At 72.5% G+C, this 16,964-nt stretch carries 15 protein-coding genes and 2 pseudogenes; 5 read left to right on the forward strand and 12 right to left on the reverse strand.

Annotated features, from left to right (window positions below; genetic code table 11):
* The 3 genes and pseudogenes from H1A17_RS23950 to H1A17_RS23960 all read right to left on the reverse strand — a co-directional run.
* A pseudogene (locus tag H1A17_RS23950) lies at positions 1 to 571 on the reverse strand (hypothetical protein); the annotation flags it as partial.
* A gap of 145 nt (positions 572 to 716) precedes the next feature.
* On the reverse strand, positions 717 to 1,397 hold the full coding sequence (locus H1A17_RS23955; protein ID WP_194822955.1) for an endonuclease V: 681 nt from the start codon (positions 1,395 to 1,397) through the stop codon (positions 717 to 719).
* An 89-nt stretch (positions 1,398 to 1,486) separates the two neighbouring features.
* Positions 1,487 to 2,926, reverse strand: coding sequence for an aldehyde dehydrogenase family protein (locus tag H1A17_RS23960; RefSeq protein WP_194822941.1), 1,440 nt, complete (start codon positions 2,924 to 2,926; stop codon positions 1,487 to 1,489).
* A gap of 142 nt (positions 2,927 to 3,068) precedes the next feature.
* On the opposite strand from H1A17_RS23960, the gene H1A17_RS23965 reads away from it, so the two are divergent.
* Together H1A17_RS23965 and gabT are read left to right on the forward strand one after the other, a co-directional pair.
* Positions 3,069 to 4,505 carry a gamma-aminobutyraldehyde dehydrogenase gene (locus tag H1A17_RS23965; protein WP_194822942.1) on the forward strand — a complete coding sequence of 479 codons (1,437 nt, stop codon included), beginning with the start codon at positions 3,069 to 3,071 and terminating at the stop codon, positions 4,503 to 4,505.
* 5 nt (positions 4,506 to 4,510) lie between these two features.
* Positions 4,511 to 5,782 (forward strand): 4-aminobutyrate--2-oxoglutarate transaminase, encoded by a 1,272-nt coding sequence (gene gabT / locus H1A17_RS23970; protein ID WP_194822943.1) that lies wholly within the window; start codon positions 4,511 to 4,513, stop codon positions 5,780 to 5,782.
* A 79-nt stretch (positions 5,783 to 5,861) separates the two neighbouring features.
* On the opposite strand, the gene H1A17_RS23975 is transcribed toward gabT, so the two are convergent.
* The 9 genes and pseudogenes from H1A17_RS23975 to H1A17_RS24010 all read right to left on the reverse strand — a co-directional run bounded on the left by H1A17_RS23975 (position 5,862) and on the right by H1A17_RS24010 (position 13,121).
* A complete protein-coding gene (locus H1A17_RS23975; protein WP_228544130.1) occupies positions 5,862 to 6,212 on the reverse strand; it encodes a septal ring lytic transglycosylase RlpA family protein in 351 nt (116 codons plus the stop codon).
* A gap of 181 nt (positions 6,213 to 6,393) precedes the next feature.
* Positions 6,394 to 6,954 (reverse strand): endonuclease domain-containing protein, encoded by a 561-nt coding sequence (locus tag H1A17_RS34715; protein ID WP_228544131.1) that lies wholly within the window; start codon positions 6,952 to 6,954, stop codon positions 6,394 to 6,396.
* Between the two features lie 261 nt (positions 6,955 to 7,215).
* Positions 7,216 to 7,416: pseudogene (locus H1A17_RS35875) on the reverse strand (hypothetical protein); the annotation flags it as partial.
* Between the two features lie 167 nt (positions 7,417 to 7,583).
* Entirely contained in the window at positions 7,584 to 8,786 is a 1,203-nt protein-coding gene (locus H1A17_RS23985) for a saccharopine dehydrogenase family protein (RefSeq protein ID WP_194822944.1), read from the reverse strand.
* Positions 8,786 to 8,983 (reverse strand): hypothetical protein, encoded by a 198-nt coding sequence (locus H1A17_RS23990; RefSeq protein WP_145918004.1) that lies wholly within the window; start codon positions 8,981 to 8,983, stop codon positions 8,786 to 8,788. Before H1A17_RS23990 ends, H1A17_RS23985 begins: the two co-directional genes overlap by 1 nt.
* Positions 8,980 to 9,822, reverse strand: a complete 843-nt coding sequence (locus H1A17_RS23995; RefSeq protein WP_145918003.1) for an ABC transporter permease — start codon at positions 9,820 to 9,822, stop codon at positions 8,980 to 8,982. Before H1A17_RS23995 ends, H1A17_RS23990 begins: the two co-directional genes overlap by 4 nt.
* Positions 9,823 to 9,877: 55 nt before the next feature.
* Positions 9,878 to 10,783, reverse strand: a complete 906-nt coding sequence (locus tag H1A17_RS24000; RefSeq protein ID WP_194822945.1) for an ABC transporter permease — start codon at positions 10,781 to 10,783, stop codon at positions 9,878 to 9,880.
* Entirely contained in the window at positions 10,780 to 11,931 is a 1,152-nt protein-coding gene (locus tag H1A17_RS24005; RefSeq protein ID WP_194822946.1) for an ABC transporter ATP-binding protein, read from the reverse strand. Before H1A17_RS24005 ends, H1A17_RS24000 begins: the two co-directional genes overlap by 4 nt.
* Before the next feature lie 5 nt (positions 11,932 to 11,936).
* Entirely contained in the window at positions 11,937 to 13,121 is a 1,185-nt protein-coding gene (locus tag H1A17_RS24010; protein ID WP_194822947.1) for a spermidine/putrescine ABC transporter substrate-binding protein, read from the reverse strand.
* 208 nt (positions 13,122 to 13,329) lie between these two features.
* On the opposite strand from H1A17_RS24010, the gene H1A17_RS24015 reads away from it, so the two are divergent.
* The 3 genes from H1A17_RS24015 (at position 13,330) to H1A17_RS24025 (ending at position 16,868) form a co-directional block, all read left to right on the forward strand.
* Positions 13,330 to 13,842 carry an Lrp/AsnC family transcriptional regulator gene (locus tag H1A17_RS24015; RefSeq protein ID WP_194822948.1) on the forward strand — a complete coding sequence of 171 codons (513 nt, stop codon included), beginning with the start codon at positions 13,330 to 13,332 and terminating at the stop codon, positions 13,840 to 13,842.
* A gap of 271 nt (positions 13,843 to 14,113) precedes the next feature.
* Positions 14,114 to 15,463: an aspartate aminotransferase family protein gene (locus tag H1A17_RS24020; protein ID WP_145917999.1), complete on the forward strand. Its 1,350-nt coding sequence runs from the start codon at positions 14,114 to 14,116 to the stop codon at positions 15,461 to 15,463.
* A 28-nt stretch (positions 15,464 to 15,491) separates the two neighbouring features.
* Positions 15,492 to 16,868: an FAD-binding oxidoreductase gene (locus H1A17_RS24025; RefSeq protein ID WP_194822949.1), complete on the forward strand. Its 1,377-nt coding sequence runs from the start codon at positions 15,492 to 15,494 to the stop codon at positions 16,866 to 16,868.
* Positions 16,869 to 16,964: the final 96 nt, after the last annotated feature.

Consider the following 16,964-nt stretch of genomic DNA (forward strand, 5'->3'; position numbering starts at 1 on the left):
CGGAGTAGAGGCCCGCGTCGGGGGTGGGCGTGGGCTTCCTGGTCGGGGTGGGAGCCGGCGTCGGGGAGCCGGCGGCCCGGCCGCCGACCCGGGACGTGTCGGCGCCCCGGCCGATCAGCCGGCCGACCGCGGTCGTCGCCTCACCGACCACATCCAGCCGGCCCGCCGGCGCCCCGGCGAGGAACGCCACCCGGTAGCGGACCGTGCTGCTCTTTCCCTTGCACAACGGCGGACCCGCCGACGAGGTACGGGAGACCTGGAGCACGCCACCGCCACCGGAGACGGGCACAGTGGACCATCGCCCCCCGACGTTCACCTCCACCCGCACCTGGTCCGCGCCGACCCCGGCCAGGCTCAGCCCCAGCCCGGTCCGCAGCAGCACGCACCCGTCGGTGCGTTTGCGCACCTCGATCGCGATCCCGCCCGGGGAGCCGCCGGCGGAGAAGCCGCCCGGAGCACGCACCCGCACCCGGTCCTCGTCCGCGTGGGCGGGGAGCGCGCCGACCGTCACCAGGCCACCGAGCAGCGCACCGACGGTCACCACCCGCGCCACCTGCCGACGCACGGACATCTCCCACCTCCCCCTCCGCCCCGGCGGGGGCCGCCGGCCAGGTTACTACCAGCGCGACAGGGCACCCGGTGACAGAGCGCCCCGCATGTGGGCAGCATTACCCCTCGACCCGACCCCCGCCCAGGTCCGGCCGGGCCCGCGCCCCTCAGCCGGCGGCGCGGGCCCGGCCGGTGGCGGCGGCGGCGGCGGCGAGGGTCGCGCGGCAGAGCCGGTCGGCGGTACGGGTGGTCTCCGGCAGCCGGTACCGCGGGGTCAACGCGAGCACCTGCGCGACGGCGTTGTCCAGTCCCATCCGGTGCCCGACGCTGACGAACACCGGCTTCACCCCGTCCCGGGTACGCAGCACCCGGCCGACGACCTCACCGGCGTCGACCAGCGCGGCGGTGTCCCCCCGGTACGGGCCCGGCCCGGTCCACCCGCCGACCAGCGGGGTCTTGCCCACCCCGATCGCGGGGAGCCCGGTCACCACGCCCAGGTGGCAGGCCAACCCGAAACGGCGCGGATGGGCCACCCCGTGCCCGTCGCAGACCAGCAGCTCGGGGCGGGTGGTCAGCCGGTCCAGGGCGGCCAGCAGGGCGGGCAGCTCACGGAAGGCGAACAGCCCCGGCACGTACCCGAACGCGGGCCGGCCCACGCTGACCGCGTGGTCCACCACCTCCAGCGTCGCGGTGTCGAGCACGGTCACCGCCGCGGCGAGCAGGTCACCGTCGGGCGCGTACGCCACGTCGAGGCCGGCGACCGTCGCGGGCCGGCGGGGGCCCGGCCCGACCAGGTCCACCCGGGGCCGTAACCGGTCCTGTACGGCCACCGCCCCGGCGACCGTCAACCCCGGCGACCCGGCGTCCCCGTGCTCCGGCCACCCGACCGGCTCGACCCGGTTCACCGCCACGCCCGCTCTCCCCACCTCTCCGGGGCCTACAGTGGCATCCCGGTCAGCACCAGCACCCTCGGCTCGGTGTAGTCGTCCATCGCCGACCGCACGCCCTCCCGGCCGACCCCGCTGCCCTTGACGCCCCCGTACGGCATCTGGTCGGCCCGGTACGACGGCACGTCGCCGACGATCACCCCGCCCACCTCCAGCACCCGGGCGGCGGTGAACGCCACGTCGAGCCGGTGGGTGAACACCCCGGCCTGCAACCCGTACGCCGAGTCGTTGACGGCGGCGAACGCGGCGTCGTCGCTGTCCACCGGGGCCACCACCAGCACCGGCCCGAAGACCTCCTCCGCGCAGACCTTCGCCGACGGCGGCACCCCGGTCAGCACGGTGGGCGGGTAGCTGGCCCCGGCGCGGCGGCCACCGACCTCGACGGTGGCCCCGGCGGCGACGGCCTCGTCCACCCACGCCTCGACCCGCTGGGCGGCCTCGACGGAGACCAGCGGCCCGACGTCGGTCTGCTCGGCGGCCGGGTCGCCGGTGCGCAGCGACCGCACGGCGGCGACCAGCCGGGGCAGGAAACGGTCGTGGTGCCGCTCGTGCACGAACACCCGCTGCACGGCGATGCAGGACTGTCCGGCCTGGTAGTTGCCGAAGGTGGCGATCCGCTGCGCGGCGAAGTCCAGGTCGTCGTCGGTGGCCCAGTCGGCGCAGATCACCGCCGCCGCGTTGCCGCCGAGTTCCAGGGTGACGTGTTTCTGGGGCACCCGGCCACGGATCTGCGCGCCGACCGACCCGGAGCCGGTGAACGACACCACCGGCAGCCGGGGGTCCCCGACGAGTCCGGCGGCGCGGTCGTTGGGCAGCGGCAGCACCGAGAACATGCCGGCCGGCAGGTCCGCGCCGGCCAGGATCTCGCCGAGCAGCAGCGCGGACAGCGGTGTCGCCGGGGCCGGTTTCACGACGATCGGCGTACCCACCGCGAGCGCCGGGGCGACCTTGTGCGCCACCAGGTTCAGCGGGAAGTTGAACGGGGCGATGCCCAGCACCGGCCCCCGGGGCACCCGCCGCACCAGGGCGATCCGTCCGGTCGCCGCCGGGTCGGTGTCCAGGCGCTGCATCTCGCCGGAGAACCGGCGGGCCTCCTCGGCCGCCCAGCGGAACGTCGACACGGCCCGGCCCACCTCGGCCCGTGCCCACCTGATCGGTTTGCCGTTCTCGGCGGTGATCAGGTCGGCCGCCTCGGCCGCCCGCGCGGCGAGCTGCCGCGAGACGTGGTCCAGGGCCGCCGCCCGGACGTGCGCGGGCAGGGCCGCGGCCTCCGCCGCCACCCCGGCCGCCGCCGCGACCGCGGCCTCGACCTGGTCGGGCGTGGCCCAGGTGGTACGCCCCACCGCCCGGCCGTCGTACGGGTGGGTGACGGTCACCTCGTCGTCGCCGTGGACGGCACGACCGGCGACCCAGCACGCTCTCGGCTCCACGACGGCAGCGTAGACGACGCGGCGTCGCACGGAAACAGTCGCTCAAGCCCTTGTCTGCCGCGAATTCAGTAGCCAAGATGGCAGTCAGACTGCGATTACCTCCGCTGACCCGACTCCCAGCCACCCCTGGAGAGACCTCACCATGAGCGACCAGCAGCAGCTGCGCAACTTCGTCGACGGCGCGTACGTCGACCCGGTGGACGGCGGCTACGCCGACCTGATCGACCCCTGCACCGGTGACGTCTTCGCCCAGGCACCCGTCTCCGGGGCGGCGGACGTGGACGCGGCGATGCGGGCCGCCGCCACCGCCTTCGAGACCTGGCGGGACACCACCCCGGCCGAACGGCAGCGGGCGATGTTGAAGCTCGCCGACGCGGTGGAGTCCCGGGCGGCCGAACTGGTCGACGCGGAGGTGCGCAACACCGGCAAGCCACGCCAGCTCACCGCCGAGGAGGAGCTGCCGCCGGCGGTGGACCAGTTCCGCTTCTTCGCCGGGGCGGCCCGGCTGTTGGAGGGCCGCTCGGCCGGGGAGTACCTGGCCGGGCACACCTCGTACGTGCGGCGCGAGCCGATCGGCGTCTGTGCGCAGGTCACCCCGTGGAACTACCCGCTGATGATGGCGGTGTGGAAGATCGCCCCGGCGTTGGCGGCCGGCAACACGGTGGTGTTGAAGCCGTCGGACACCACGCCGGTGTCGACGCTGCTGCTGGCCGAGATCGCCGCCGAGTTCTTCCCGCCGGGGGTGTTCAACGTCGTCTGTGGCGACCGGGACACCGGTCGTACCCTGGTGGCGCACCCGACCCCGCAGCTCGTGTCGATCACCGGCTCGACCCGGGCGGGCATGGAGGTCGCCTCCGCCGCCGCTCCGGACCTCAAGCGCACCCACCTGGAGCTGGGCGGCAAGGCCCCGGTGGTGGTCTTCGACGACGCGGACGTGGCGGCGGCGGCCGAGGCGATCGCGATGGGCGGCTACTTCAACGCCGGCCAGGACTGCACCGCCGCGACCCGGGTGCTGGCCGGCCCCGGCGTGCACGACGACTTCGTGGCGGCCCTCACCGAGCAGGCCGGCAACACCCGGACCGGCGCCCCGGACGACCCCGACGTGCTCTACGGCCCGCTGAACAACGCCAACCAGCTCGCCCGGGTCAGCGGCTTCGTCGACCGGCTACCCGACCACGCCGACCTGCACACCGGTGGCGCGCGGGTGGGTGAGCGCGGCTACTTCTACTCCCCCACCGTGGTCTCCGGGGTACGCCAGGCCGACGAGATCATCCAGCAGGAGGTGTTCGGCCCGGTCATCACCGTGCAGCGGTTCACCGACGAGGACGAGGCGGTGCGCTGGGCCAACGGCGTCGACTACGGCCTGTCCGCCTCGGTCTGGACGCGCGACCACGGCCGGGCGATGCGGATGACCCGCCGGCTCGACTTCGGCTGCGTCTGGGTGAACACCCACATCCCGTTCGTCTCGGAGATGCCGCACGGCGGTTTCAAGCACTCCGGTCACGGCAAGGACCTGTCGGTCTACAGCCTGGAGGACTACACCCGGATCAAGCACGTCATGCACCACATCGAGGGCTGATCCCCATGGTTTCCAGCGCGGAGCTGCACCGGCGGCGGGGTGCCGCCGTGGCCCGGGGCGTCGGCAGCGTGATCGACTCGTACGTGGACACCGCCAGCGGCGGCACCATCGTCGACGTCGAGGGGCGGGAGTGGATCGACTTCGCCGCCGGCATCGCGGTCACCAGCGTCGGCAACGCCGCCCCGCGCGTCGTCGAGGCGGTACGGGCCCAGGTCGAACGGTTCACCCACACCTGTTTCATGGTCGCGCCGTACGAGTCGTACGTGGCGGTCTGCGAGCAGCTCAACGCGCTGACCCCGGGTGCGTTCGCGAAGCGGTCGGCGCTGTTCAACTCGGGTGCCGAGGCGGTGGAGAACGCGGTGAAGATCGCCCGGCACGCCACCGGACGGCAGGCGGTGGTGGTCTTCGAGCACGCCTACCACGGCCGGACCAACCTGACCATGGCGTTGACCGCGAAGAACATGCCGTACAAGCACCGGTTCGGGCCGTTCGCCGGGGAGATCCACCGGGTGCCGATGTCGTACCCGCTGCGTGACGGCGGGCTGTCCGGGGCGCAGGCGGCGGCGCGGGCGCTCGATCTGGTCGACAAGCAGGTCGGGGCGGAGAACGTGGCCGCGCTGCTGATCGAGCCGATCCAGGGCGAGGGCGGTTTCGTCGTACCGGCGACGGGTTTCCTGCCGGCGCTGCGCGAGTGGGCGACGGCGGCCGGGGCGGTGTTCGTCGCCGACGAGATCCAGACCGGTTTCTGCCGCACCGGTGACTGGTTCGCCTGCGAGCACGAGGGCGTGGTGCCGGATCTGGTCACCCTGGCCAAGGGCATCGCCGGGGGCTTGCCGCTGGCGGCGGTGACCGGCCGGGCGGAGTTGATGGACGCGGTGCACGTCGGCGGTCTCGGCGGCACCTACGGCGGCAACCCGATCGCCTGCGCGGCGGCCCTGGCCAGCATCGCGACGATGCGGGAGCTGGACCTGGCCGCCGCCGCACGGCGGATCGGGTCGGTGCTCGCCGACCGGCTGCGGGCCGTCGCCGCCCGCGCCCCCCGGATCGCCGAGGTACGCGGCCGGGGCGCGATGCTGGCCGTGGAGCTGGTCCGGCCGGGCGGCCTGGTCCCCGACCCGGCCGCCGCCGGCGCAATCTCGGCGGCCTGCCACGCCGCCGGCCTACTCACCCTCACCTGCGGCACCTACGGCAACGTGCTGCGGTTCCTGCCGCCGCTGGTGATCTCCGACGACGAGCTGGCCCGTGGGCTGGACATCCTGGACGCCGCCTTCGGCTGACGTCCACCGCCCCGACCGTGGCACACCACGGGCACCGTCGACCCGGGGCCTGCCCGGGGTGCCATCCGGCCCGGTGCGGTCAGCGCACCAGCTCGACGAGGTTGCGTCGGATCACGTTCTTGCCGGGCTCCCGGAGCAGCTCCATCGCGGCGGCGTTGAGCAGCACGCAACTGCCCGACGGCCCGCTCACCGACAGCGTCGCCACCTTCCCGTTGTCCAGGTTCGTCACCCGCAACCGTGTCCCCACCGGGAACCGGTCACTCGTCACGGCGGGCGCGCCGCCCTCGGCGGAGAAGGTGACCGAGCCGGAGCAGAGGCTCGGCCGGGCGGACGTGGTGTCGGCGAACCCGAACCCGGTCCCCACCGCGACCACCGCCGTGGCGACCACCGCCACCCCCGCCGCCAGTACGTGCTTGCGCTGCACCTTCACCACGTCTCCCGTCGTCGTCGTTACCTGCACTGCCTGGTACGGCCCGAACCCGCCCCCCGTTCAACCCAACCCGCCCCCATCCCCCACTTCCGCGGTCGATCAAGGAGTTGTGGTGGCCTTTCCGACCCTTTGATGCTGATTTTCCCCCGCCACAACTCCATGATCGACTAGTCGGGGTGGGTCAGGGGCGGAGGAGGGCGGCTATCTGGGTGGTGATGAGGGAGGGGCGGTGGTAGAGGTCGCGGGCGGTGAAGTGGCGCATGCGCCAGCCGCGGGCCGCCAGCCAGTTCATCCGGGCACGGTCGTGGTTCAGACGGTCGCGGTCGAGATGGGACAGCCCGTCGTACTCGATGCCGACCCGGGACCGTCGGTACCCGAGGTCCAGTCGGTAGCGCCGGAAACCCTCGTCGTCCGACACCCAGATCTGCGGTTCCGGTGTCGGCAGCCCACCGTCGATCAGGACAAGCCGGAGTTGGCTCTCCTGCCGGCACTCCGACCGGGGGTCGGCGAGCCGCACCAGCTGCCGCGCCTGGTCGACGCCCCGCAACCGCGCGTGTCGGGCGAGCTCGGCAGCCAACTCCTCGGGGCGGCAGGCTCCGACCCGCAGGCACAGGTCGAGAAGTGGCAGTGCGTCCAGCCGGGCGACCGTCCGGGCCAGGTCCACCGCACATCGATCCGCAGGTGCGCACGGCAGGCCGGCCAGCAACACCGGCTCAGGTACGGCAAGCACCGCCTGATGCACCACGACTCCCCGGACCTGCGGCACCCTCGCACCGGCCGGCACGATCACGTGGAGATCCTCGCTGGGTACGGCACCGAACCCGTGCAGTCGAGCACCCGAATGGAAGCCGACGACCGCCCCCTCCGGAAGCCGACGCAGGAGCGCCTGCCATCGGACGCCCTCCTCACCCGCCGCCCCACCCACACCCCTCGGACGCCGCCCACTCCCCGCCGGCCGCACACTCCCCGGCCCACCGACCTCCCCCGGCCCGTAGACACCCCGCGACCACCGGCGGAGTTCCCCCGCACCGACCGCCCGCCGAACCCCCTCCCGACTCCATCCAGCCGACAACAACTCCGAGTACCGAATCAGCCGCCCCGCCACACCCACCAACCCTGCCCACCACCCCACCTCCCCACCACCCCCTGTGGACAACCCCCACCCCGCCCCACCCACACCCCCCACCCCATCCACAGCCCCCACCCCACCCCACCCCGCTCCACCCCGTCGATCATGGAGTTGTGGTGCCCCGCAAAAGTCGTGGAACCCAACCAATCGCCCACCACAACTCCATGATCGACAGGCGGGGCGGGGCGGGGGCGCGAGCGACGGGCGGGGCGGGGGCGCGCGGGGTGGGGTGGGGCGGGGGGTCAGCGTTCTTCCATGGCCCAGGGGGAGCCGTAGGTGGTGAGCAGGTCGAGGAAGGGGCGGGGCGGCAGCGCCTCCGGGCCGAGCACCCCGACCCCGGACCAGCCACCGGTGGCGAGCAGTTCCAGCGCCACCACCGGGTTGACGGCGGTCTGCCAGAGCACCGCCTGGTGGCCGTACTCCCGCATGGACCATTCGTTGTCGACGACGTGGTAGAGGTAGACCTTCCGGGGCCGGCCGTCGACGCCGGTGCCGGTGACGTACGTGCCGGCGCAGGTCTTGCCGCGCATCCGGTCGCCGAGGGTGGCCGGGTCGGGCAGGCTGGCGGCGACCACGTCGCGGGGGGAGACCTGCACGCCGCGCACCGACACCGGGGTGGTCGAGTCGAGGCCGACCTTGTGCAGGGCCCGGAGCACCTCGATGAACTCGTTGCCGAGGCCGTACTTGAAGGTGACCCGCCGGGCCCGGACCCAGCGCGGGATCAGCAGCACCTCCTCGTGCTCGACGTTGACGCACTCGACCGGGCCGATGCCGGCCGGGAAGTCGAAGACCTCCGGTTCGCTGAACGGTTCGGTGGTGAACCAGCCCCGGTCCCGCTCCCAGATCACCGGCGGGTTGAGGCACTCCTCGATGGTGGTCCAGATGGAGAACGACGGGGCGAAGTCGTAGCCGTCGACGGTGAGGTTCGCGCCGTCACGGATGCCGATCTCGTCGATGTCGGCGAACAGCTCGTCGGCGGCGTACCGGGCGAACACGTCGGACAGGCCCGGTTCGATGCCGATCCCGCACAGCGCCAACCGGCCGGCGCGCGCCCAGGTGGTGGCGGCGGCGAACTGCGCGTCACCGAGCTTCACCCCGGTCTCGGCGTACGGCCGGGCCGGGTGCGGGTGGGACAGCGACATCGCCATGTCCAGGTAGTCCGCCCCGGCGGCGAACGCCCCGTCGAAGATCGGCATGACGAAACGCGGGTCGACGGCGTTGAGCACGTGGGTGATCCGGTGTTCCCGGCAGAGCGCGGCGACCGCGTCCGCCGAGGCGGCGTCGACCCGGGCGGCGACGAACCGGTCCCCGTGTCCGGCGACGGCCCGCTCGGCCCGGGTCGGGTCGTAGTCGGCGACGACGACGGTGTCGAAGAAGGAACGGCGGGCGGCGATGGCGACGGCGGCGGAGCCGACCCCGCCGGCACCGACGAGCAGGATACGCATCAGGAATCGAACCCCAAACCAAGACGATCGAACGTACGGAGCCAGTGCTGACGCCGGTCGTCGTGCGCGTCGGCGCGGGCCGGCGACCAGCGGGTGAGGTGGATGTCGGCGGCCGGACGGGGAGGGTCGGGGCGGTGGTGCGCGTACCGGCCGGGCGTCGCCTCGACGAGCGCCCGGCCGGTATGCGGGAGGATCACGACGGGCCTGTCGCCCGTCGGGCGGTCGTGTCGGCGACCGGGAGCGCGGCCCGTCGGGCCCGTCGACCGCGCAGCGTGCTCAGCCCGACGAGCAGCAGGGCGATGCCGAACATCGCCGTGCCGATCACGTTGACCTGCGGTGGGATGCCCCGCTGGGCGGCACCCCAGACGTACATGGGGAAGGTGACGGTGGTGCCGGCGTTGAAGTTCGTCACGATGAAGTCGTCGAAGCTGAGCGAGAAGGCCAGCAGGGCGGCGGCGACGATGCCGGGGAGCACCAGGGGCAGGGTGATCCGCCGGAACGTCTGCCACTCGCTGGCGTAGAGGTCCATCGCGGCCTCCTCCAGCCGCCGGTCCATCCCGGCGAGCCGGGCCTTGACCGTCACCACCACGAACGACACGCAGAACATCACGTGCGCGATGACGACGGTCCAGAAACCCTGCGGCACCCCGGCGGAGACGAACAGGGCGAGCAGCGACGTGCCCAGCACCAGCTCCGGCGTCGCCATCGGTAGGAAGATCAGCAGGTTGATCCCGCCGCGTCCCCGGAACCGGTGCCGGACCAGGGCGAACGCCATCAGCGTGCCGATCACGGTGGACCCGACGGTGGCGAGGAAACCGATCTGCACGCTGCGGACCACCGCGTCGCACATCTCGGGGGTGGCGCAGGGCTGCCGCCAGTTGTCCAGGGTGAACTCGTTGAAGTCGTACGACAGCCGGCTGGACGGCCGGTTGAGGGAGAGGCCGGCGACCACGGCGATCGGCAGGAACAGGTAGCCGAGCACCAGCAGGGCGACGATCATCACCCACCGGTCGGCCAACCACCGCGACACCCTCATGGCAGCCTGCCTTCGTTCGCGACTGCGGGGCTCCGCTGCGCTGCACTCCTCGCGCTCACAGGACATCCTCCGTGCCGGCCTTGCGCAGGTAGACGAAGACCACCGCGAGGATCGCCGCCATGAGCAGGAACGACAGGGCGGCACCCTGCGGGTAGTCCAGCCGGACCAGGAACGCCGAGTCGATGACGTTGCCGATCATGTACTCGTTGGGGGTGCCGAGCAGTTCGGCGTTGATGTAGTCGCCGGTCGCCGGGATGAAGAAGAGCAGGGTGCCGGCGATCAGGCCGGGCATCGACAGCGGCAGGGTGACCTTCCGGAAGGCGTGCAGCGGGCTGGCGTACAGGTCGCTGGCCGCCTCCAGCAGCCGGTAGTCGAGCCGTTCCAGGCTCGCGTACAGCGGTAGCACCAGGAACGGCAGGAAGTTGTACGTCAGCCCGAGCACCACCGCGACCGGGGTGGCGAGCAGCCGCCCGTCCGGGCCGAGCAGGTGTACGTCCCGGAGCAGCCCGACCAGTGCGCCGTTGTCCGACAGGATGGTCTTCCAGGCCAGGGTGCGCACCAGGAAACTGGTGAACATCGGGGCGACCACGCACACCAGCAGCAGGTTCTTCCACCGGCCGGCCTTCTGCGCGATCGCGTACGCCAGCGGGTAGCCCAGCAGCAGGGCCAGCACCAGCGCCGCCCCGGCATAGCCGAACGACCTGGCGAACTGCGGCGCGTACGCCTGCAACGCCTCCGGATAGTTGCCGAACGCCCAGGTCAGCACATACCCGGTGGAGAGCGAACCGGTCGGGTCGTAGAGGCTGGCGGCGGCGAGCTGCACCAGCGGCACGGCGAAGAACAGCACCAGCCAGGCCGCCCCCGGCAACAGCAGCAGGTACGGCAGCAGCCGGTGCCGGCCGGGCCGGGGCGGCGGTGCGGGTGCCGGCGTCCTGCCGCCGAGCTGCGCCAGTGCGGTCACGACGGCGCCCCGACCGGTTGGTCGAGCAGCGGGGCGGTGCGGTCGTCCTGACCCGGCCTGCGGGGCAGCAGGAAGGCGTGCCGGGGGTCCCAGTGCGCCACCACCGACGCGCCGACCGGGTGCTGCCCGCCGACGCCGCTGTTCGCCGCGAACGCGGACAGCTCACTGCCCCACCCGGTCCGGATCAGGTACTGGGTGCTCACCCCCACGTACGAGGCGTCGGTGATCACCCCCGCGACCTGCTGGTGGCCGGCGGGCACCTGGTCGGCGGCCTCAGCCAGGTGCAGCTTCTCGGGGCGTACCCCCAGGTAGACGGGGCCCCGGTCGGCGCGGGCGCGGTCGACGGGCACCGAGAAGCGCGCGCCGTGCGCGGTGACCGGCACCTCGGCCCCGGCCGGGCCGGCGGCCTCGGCGGCGAGCAGGTTGGACTGGCCGAGGAAGTTCGCCACGAACGCGGTCGCCGGGTACTCGTACAGGTCGGCGGGCGCGCCGAGCTGCTCGATCCGCCCGGCGTTCATCACCGCGACCGTGTCGGCCATCGTCATGGCCTCCTCCTGGTCGTGGGTGACGTGCACGAAGGTGATGCCGACCTCGGTCTGGATCCGCTTGAGTTCGATCTGCATCTGCCGGCGCAGCTTCAGGTCGAGCGCGCCGAGCGGCTCGTCGAGCAGCAGCACCTGCGGGTGGTTGATCAGGGCGCGGGCCAGCGCGACCCGTTGCTGCTGGCCGCCGGAGAGCTGGGCCGGGCGACGCCGGCCGTAGCCGTCGAGCTGGACCAGTGACAGCATCCGCCGGACCTGGTCGTCGACCTTGCGGATGCCCCGCCGCCGCAGCCCGAAGGCCACGTTCTCGGCGATGTCCAGGTGCGGGAAGAGCGCGTAGCTCTGGAAGACCGTGTTGACCGGCCGCTTGTACGGCCGCAGCCGGCTGATGTCCCGGTCGCCCAGCAGCACCTGCCCGCTGGTCGGCTCCTCCAGCCCGGCGATCATCCGCAGGGTGGTCGTCTTGCCGCAGCCGGACGCCCCGAGCAGGGCGAAGAAGGACCCCTGCGGGACGGTCAGGCTGAGGTCGTCGACGGCGGTGAAGATGCCGAACCGTTTGGTCAGGTCGGCCAGCCGCAGGTCACCGGCGGGCGCCTCGTTCGCCATCCCGATCACGCCCCGATGACCTGCTGGAACTTGGACTCGTACTCCTTCTCCTGTTTCTCGTCCAGGGCCATGAAGACCTTGGACTTCGCCAGCAGGGCGTCGTCCGGGAAGATCAGCGGGTTGGCGGCCAGCTCCGGGTCGGTCTTCTCCATCTCGGCCTGGGCGCCCTTGACCGGGCAGATGTAGTTGACGTACGCGGCGAGCTTCGCGGCCACCGCCGGCTGGTAGTAGTAGTTGATCAGCTCTTCGGCGTTGCCCCGGTGGGTGGCCCTGTTCGGCACCAGCATGTTGTCGCTGAACAGCATCACCCCCGAGTCCGGCGCGACGAACTTGACCTTGGGGTTGTCGCCCGCCAACTGGATCACGTCGCCGGACCAGCCGACGCACGCGGCGATGTCGCCCTTGGCCAGGTCGGGGGCGTAGTCGTTGCCGGTGAACCGGCGGATGTGCTTCGACTCGACGGCCCGGCGCAGTTTGGCGAGGGCGTCGTCGAACTGGGCGGCGGTGAAGTTCGACGGGTCGTGCCCGTTGGACTGGAGCAGCAGGCCCATGGTGTCCCGCATCTCCGACAGGGCGGTCACCTTGCCCTTGAGGTCCGATCGGGTGAGCAGCTCGTCGACGGTGCGGATCTCCCCGGTGACGCTGCCGTTGTAGGCCAGCCCGGCGAGGCCGGACTGCCACGGGATGGCGACCCGGTTCTCCTGGTCGAAGGAGCGTCCGCGCAGCGACGGCAGCAGGTTGGCGGCCACGTTCGGCAGCTTGGCCGGGTCGAGTTTCTGGATCCAGCCGAGCCGGATCATCCGGGCGGCCATCCAGTCGGTCAGGACGATGATGTCCCGCCCGGTGCTCTGACAGCCGGCCAACTGGTTCTGCACCTTGCCGAAGAACTCGTTGTTGTCGTTGATGTCCTCGGTGTAGGTGACCTGGATGCCGCTGGCGGCGACGAACGCGTCCAGGCTGGGGCGCTTGGCGGCGTCCTTGTCGTCCACGTCCATGTACTGCGGCCAGTTGGAGAAGGCGAGGGTCTTCTCCGTGGCGGACAGGTCGTCGCTCTTGCAGCCGGCTTCCGTCTGGGTGGCCGCCTTGGTGCCGCAGCCGGTGAGGCTGCCGCCCGTGGCGAGCAGGGCGGCCGATCCGAGGGTGCCGGTGAGCAGTCCACGCCGGGTGAGGGGCCGGAGGGGAGTACGCATGTGACGACTCCTAGGGGGTCGTCCGTCGGCGGCGGGGACGGGGGTGCGGCGCCGGCGGGAGGGGTCGGGTGCCTGAGACGACTGATCCTGGCATGAGGTCACCGGCCCCACAAGGGATTCCGTTGCCGGAATAGCCTCCGACGACGAATTACGCCAGACTGCGCGAGGGCATTAGGCTCAGTTCGGAAACAGACATGGGGAGCGGTCGATGACGATCCGACAGCAGGAGAACGGCACCGGCGGGCGGCGCGTCGCGGTACGCGACGGTGCCAGCCACGCGCTGTTGGACGACGTGGCGAAGCAGATCATCGAACAGTTGCAGGAGGACGGCCGCCGGCCGTACGCGACGATCGGCAAGGCGGTCGGGCTCTCCGAGGCGGCGGTCCGCCAGCGGGTGCAGCGACTGCTCGACGCCGGGGTGATGCAGATCGTCGCGGTGACCGACCCGCTCCAGCTCGGCTTCCCCCGGCAGGCCATGATCGGCCTGCGGACCGACGGCGACCTGGAAGCCGTCGCCGACCGGCTGGCCGAGTTCGAGGAGATCGACTACGTGGTGATCACCGCCGGCTCGTTCGACCTGCTCGCCGAGGTGGTCTGCCGCAACGACGCCCACCTGCTGGAGATCCTGCAACGGCTGCGGTCGGTGGCCGGGGTGCTCGCCACCGAGGCGTTCGTCTACCTCAAGCTCCGCAAGCAGACCTACAGCTGGGGTACGGCCTGAGCCCGTTGGTCCACTCCCGTGGGGCCGAGGTAGCGGCATCCCCGCACCCGGACCCCGCCACGGGGCCGAAAGTGAGTCGATCACGCCTCCCGACCCGACCAGCCACGAGATCCAGCGAGTGCGGAATCCGTTGCGCCACCCCCACACACCCGCCGAATCCGTCGCCCCTGACCCGAATAAGGCTTGCATTTCGCGGTTGGACTGTGGGATAACCGAGGGCAGAGCGGCCGGTTCCCCCTCCTGACCGGCCCGAGACCCGATGGGGCTGACAATGGCTGCCGACGCCACCGACCACCTCTGGATGCACTTCACCCGGATGGCCAGCTACTCCGCCGGGGAGGTGCCGACCATCGTGCGCGGCGAGGGCACGTACGTCTGGGACGCGCAGGGTCGCCGCTACCTGGACGGGCTCGCCGGGCTGTTCGTCGTCAACGCCGGGCACGGGCGTACCGAGCTGGCCGAGGCCGCCGCGAAGCAGGCCGGTGAGCTGGCGTACTTCCCGCTCTGGTCGTACGCCCACCCGAAGGCCGTGGAGCTGGCCGAGAAGATCGCCTCGCTGACGCCCGGCGACCTCAACCGGGTCTTCTTCACCACCGGCGGCTCGGAGGCCGTCGAGGCGGCGTGGAAGCTGGCCCGCGCCTACTTCAAGCGCGTCGGCAGGCCGAACAAGCACAAGGTGGTCAGCCGGTACCTCGCCTACCACGGCACCTCGATGGGCGCGCTGTCGATCACCGGCCTGCCCGGCATCAAGAGCGACTTCGAGCCGTTGGTGCCCGGCGGGATCAAGGTGCCGAACACCAATTTCTACCGGGCCCCCGAGCACGGCGACTCGCCGGAGGCGTTCGGCGTCTGGGCCGCCGACGAGATCCGCCGGGCCATCGAACGGGAGGGGCCGGACACCGTGGCGGCGGTGTTCCTGGAGCCGGTGCAGAACTCCGGCGGCTGTTTCCCGCCGCCGCCCGGCTACTTCCAGCGGGTACGCGAGATCTGCGACGCCTACGACGTGCTGCTCGTCTCCGACGAGGTGATCTGCTCGTGGGGCCGGCTCGGCGAGTACTTCGGTGCCGCCCGGTACGGCTACCAGCCCGACATCGTCACCACCGCCAAGGGCATCACCTCCGGCTACGCCCCGCTGGGCGCGATGATCGCCAGCGACCGGCTGATGGAGCCGTTCCTCACCGAGACCGGCATGTTCGCCCACGGGGTGACCTTCGGCGGTCACCCGGTGTCCTGCGCGGTGGCCCTGGCCAACCTGGAGGTGTTCGCCCGGGAGGACCTGATCGGCCACGTCCGGGCCAACGAGGGCGCCTTCCGGGCCACCCTGGAGAAGCTCACCGACCTGCCGATCGTCGGCGACGTCCGGGGTGACGGCTACTTCTACGGCATCGAACTGGTCAAGGACAAGGCGACGAAGGCGACCTTCGACGAGGCCGAGTCGGAGCGGCTGCTGCGCGGCTTCCTGTCCTCGGCGCTGTTCGCGGCCGGGCTCTACTGCCGGGCCGACGACCGGGGTGACCCGGTGGTCCAGCTCGCCCCGCCGCTGACCGCCGGGCAGGAGCAGTTCGACGAGATGGAGCAGATCCTGCGCGCCGTCCTCACCGAGGCGTGGTCCCGCCTGTAGACCACCGGTGCTTCCCCCGGAGCCGCACATGCGCTACCAGGAACTGTCCCACTGGCTGTCCACGGTGGACGAACCGTTGACCCCGCGTCCGGCGTTGCCCGGCGACACCGACGCCGACGTGGTGGTCGTCGGTGCCGGCTACACCGGGCTGTGGACGGCGTACTACCTCGCCCGCGCCGATCCGACGCTGCGGATCGTCGTATTGGAGGCGGAGATCGCCGGCTACGGCGCGTCCGGGCGCAACGGCGGCTGGTGCTCGGCGCTGTTCCCCACCGCGCTGCCGGCGCTGGCCCGGCGGCACGGCCGGGAGCCAGCGCTGGCGATGCAGCGGGCCATGCGGGACACCGTCGCCGAGGTCGGTCGGGTGGTCGCCGCCGAGGGGATCGACTGCGACTGGCGGCACGGCGGGACGGTGCTGCTGGCCCGGACCGAGGTGCAGCTCGGCCGGGCCCGTACCGCCGTCGCCGAGGCCCGGGAGCACGGGCTCGACCCCGACGACCTGGTGCTGCTCGACGCCGCCGGGGCCGCCGCCCGGTGCGCCGCCGAGGGGGTACGCGGCGGCACGTACACCCCGCACTGCGCGGCCCTGCACCCGGCGAAGCTGGTCCGGGGCCTGGCCCGTGCCGTGTGCCGGCTCGGGGTGCGGCTGCACGAGCGTTCCCCGGTCACCGCGATCCGGCCCGGCGCGGTGGTCACCCCGCACGGCACGGTACGGGCGGAGGTGGTCGTGCGGGCCACCGAGGCGTACACCCCGGCGCTGCCCGGCCACCGGCGCACCGTCGCCCCGGTGTACTCGCTGATGGTGGTGACCGCGCCGCTGCCAGCGCGCACGTGGGAGCGGATCGGGCTGGCCGACCGGGAGACCTTCTCCGACTACCGGCACCTCGTCGTGTACGGCCAGCGCACGGCCGACGGGCGGCTCGCCTTCGGCGGGCGGGGTGCCCCGTACCATTTCGGCTCCCGGGTCTCCCCCGGCTACGACCGGGAGCCCCGGGTCTTCGCCGCGCTGCGCCGGACGCTCGGGGAACTCTTCCCGGTGCTCGGGCCGGACGTGCCGGTCGACGACGCCTGGGGCGGCCCGCTCGGGGTGGCCCGGGACTGGTCCGCCTCGGTCGGGCTGGACCGGTCGACCGGGTTGGCCTGGGCCGGCGGCTACGTCGGCGACGGGGTGGGGACGAGCAACCTGGCCGGCCGTACCCTCGCCGACCTGGTCCGGGGCGTGGAGTCGGAGCTGACGGCGTTGCCGTGGGTGGGCCACCGTTCCCCCCGCTGGGAGCCGGAACCGCTGCGCTGGCTGGCGATCAACGCCGGTCTGCGGGTGATGTCCTCGGCCGACGGGGTCGAACGCCGCACCGGCCGCCCCGCCCGCCGCGCCACCGCCCTCTCCCCCCTCCTGGGCCACTGACCCCTCCCCCTCCCCGCCCCCGCCGCCCGCTCACACCCGCCGCTGACGCCCGGTGATCAAGAGGTTTGCGTCAGTCTGAAGATCAACCATGACGCA

The sequence above is a fragment of the Micromonospora sp. S-DT3-3-22 genome (assembly GCF_015354745.1).
GTDB classification, from domain to species: Bacteria; Actinomycetota; Actinomycetes; order Mycobacteriales; family Micromonosporaceae; genus Micromonospora; species Micromonospora wenchangensis.

Excerpts from the sequence above, each read along its gene's own strand:
- H1A17_RS24020 (WP_145917999.1), top strand. The coding sequence starts at position 14,114 with ATGGCTGCCGACGCCACCGACCACCTCTGGATGCACTTCACCCGGATG.
- H1A17_RS23965 (WP_194822942.1), top strand. The coding sequence starts at position 3,069 with ATGAGCGACCAGCAGCAGCTGCGCAACTTCGTCGACGGCGCGTACGTC.
- H1A17_RS24005 (WP_194822946.1), bottom strand. The coding sequence starts at position 11,931 with ATGGCGAACGAGGCGCCCGCCGGTGACCTGCGGCTGGCCGACCTGACC.
- H1A17_RS23995 (WP_145918003.1), bottom strand. The coding sequence starts at position 9,822 with ATGAGGGTGTCGCGGTGGTTGGCCGACCGGTGGGTGATGATCGTCGCC.
- H1A17_RS24025 (WP_194822949.1), top strand. The coding sequence starts at position 15,492 with ATGCGCTACCAGGAACTGTCCCACTGGCTGTCCACGGTGGACGAACCG.
- H1A17_RS23985 (WP_194822944.1), bottom strand. The coding sequence starts at position 8,786 with ATGCGTATCCTGCTCGTCGGTGCCGGCGGGGTCGGCTCCGCCGCCGTC.
- H1A17_RS24015 (WP_194822948.1), top strand. The coding sequence starts at position 13,330 with ATGACGATCCGACAGCAGGAGAACGGCACCGGCGGGCGGCGCGTCGCG.
- gabT (WP_194822943.1), top strand. The coding sequence starts at position 4,511 with ATGGTTTCCAGCGCGGAGCTGCACCGGCGGCGGGGTGCCGCCGTGGCC.
- H1A17_RS24010 (WP_194822947.1), bottom strand. The coding sequence starts at position 13,121 with ATGCGTACTCCCCTCCGGCCCCTCACCCGGCGTGGACTGCTCACCGGC.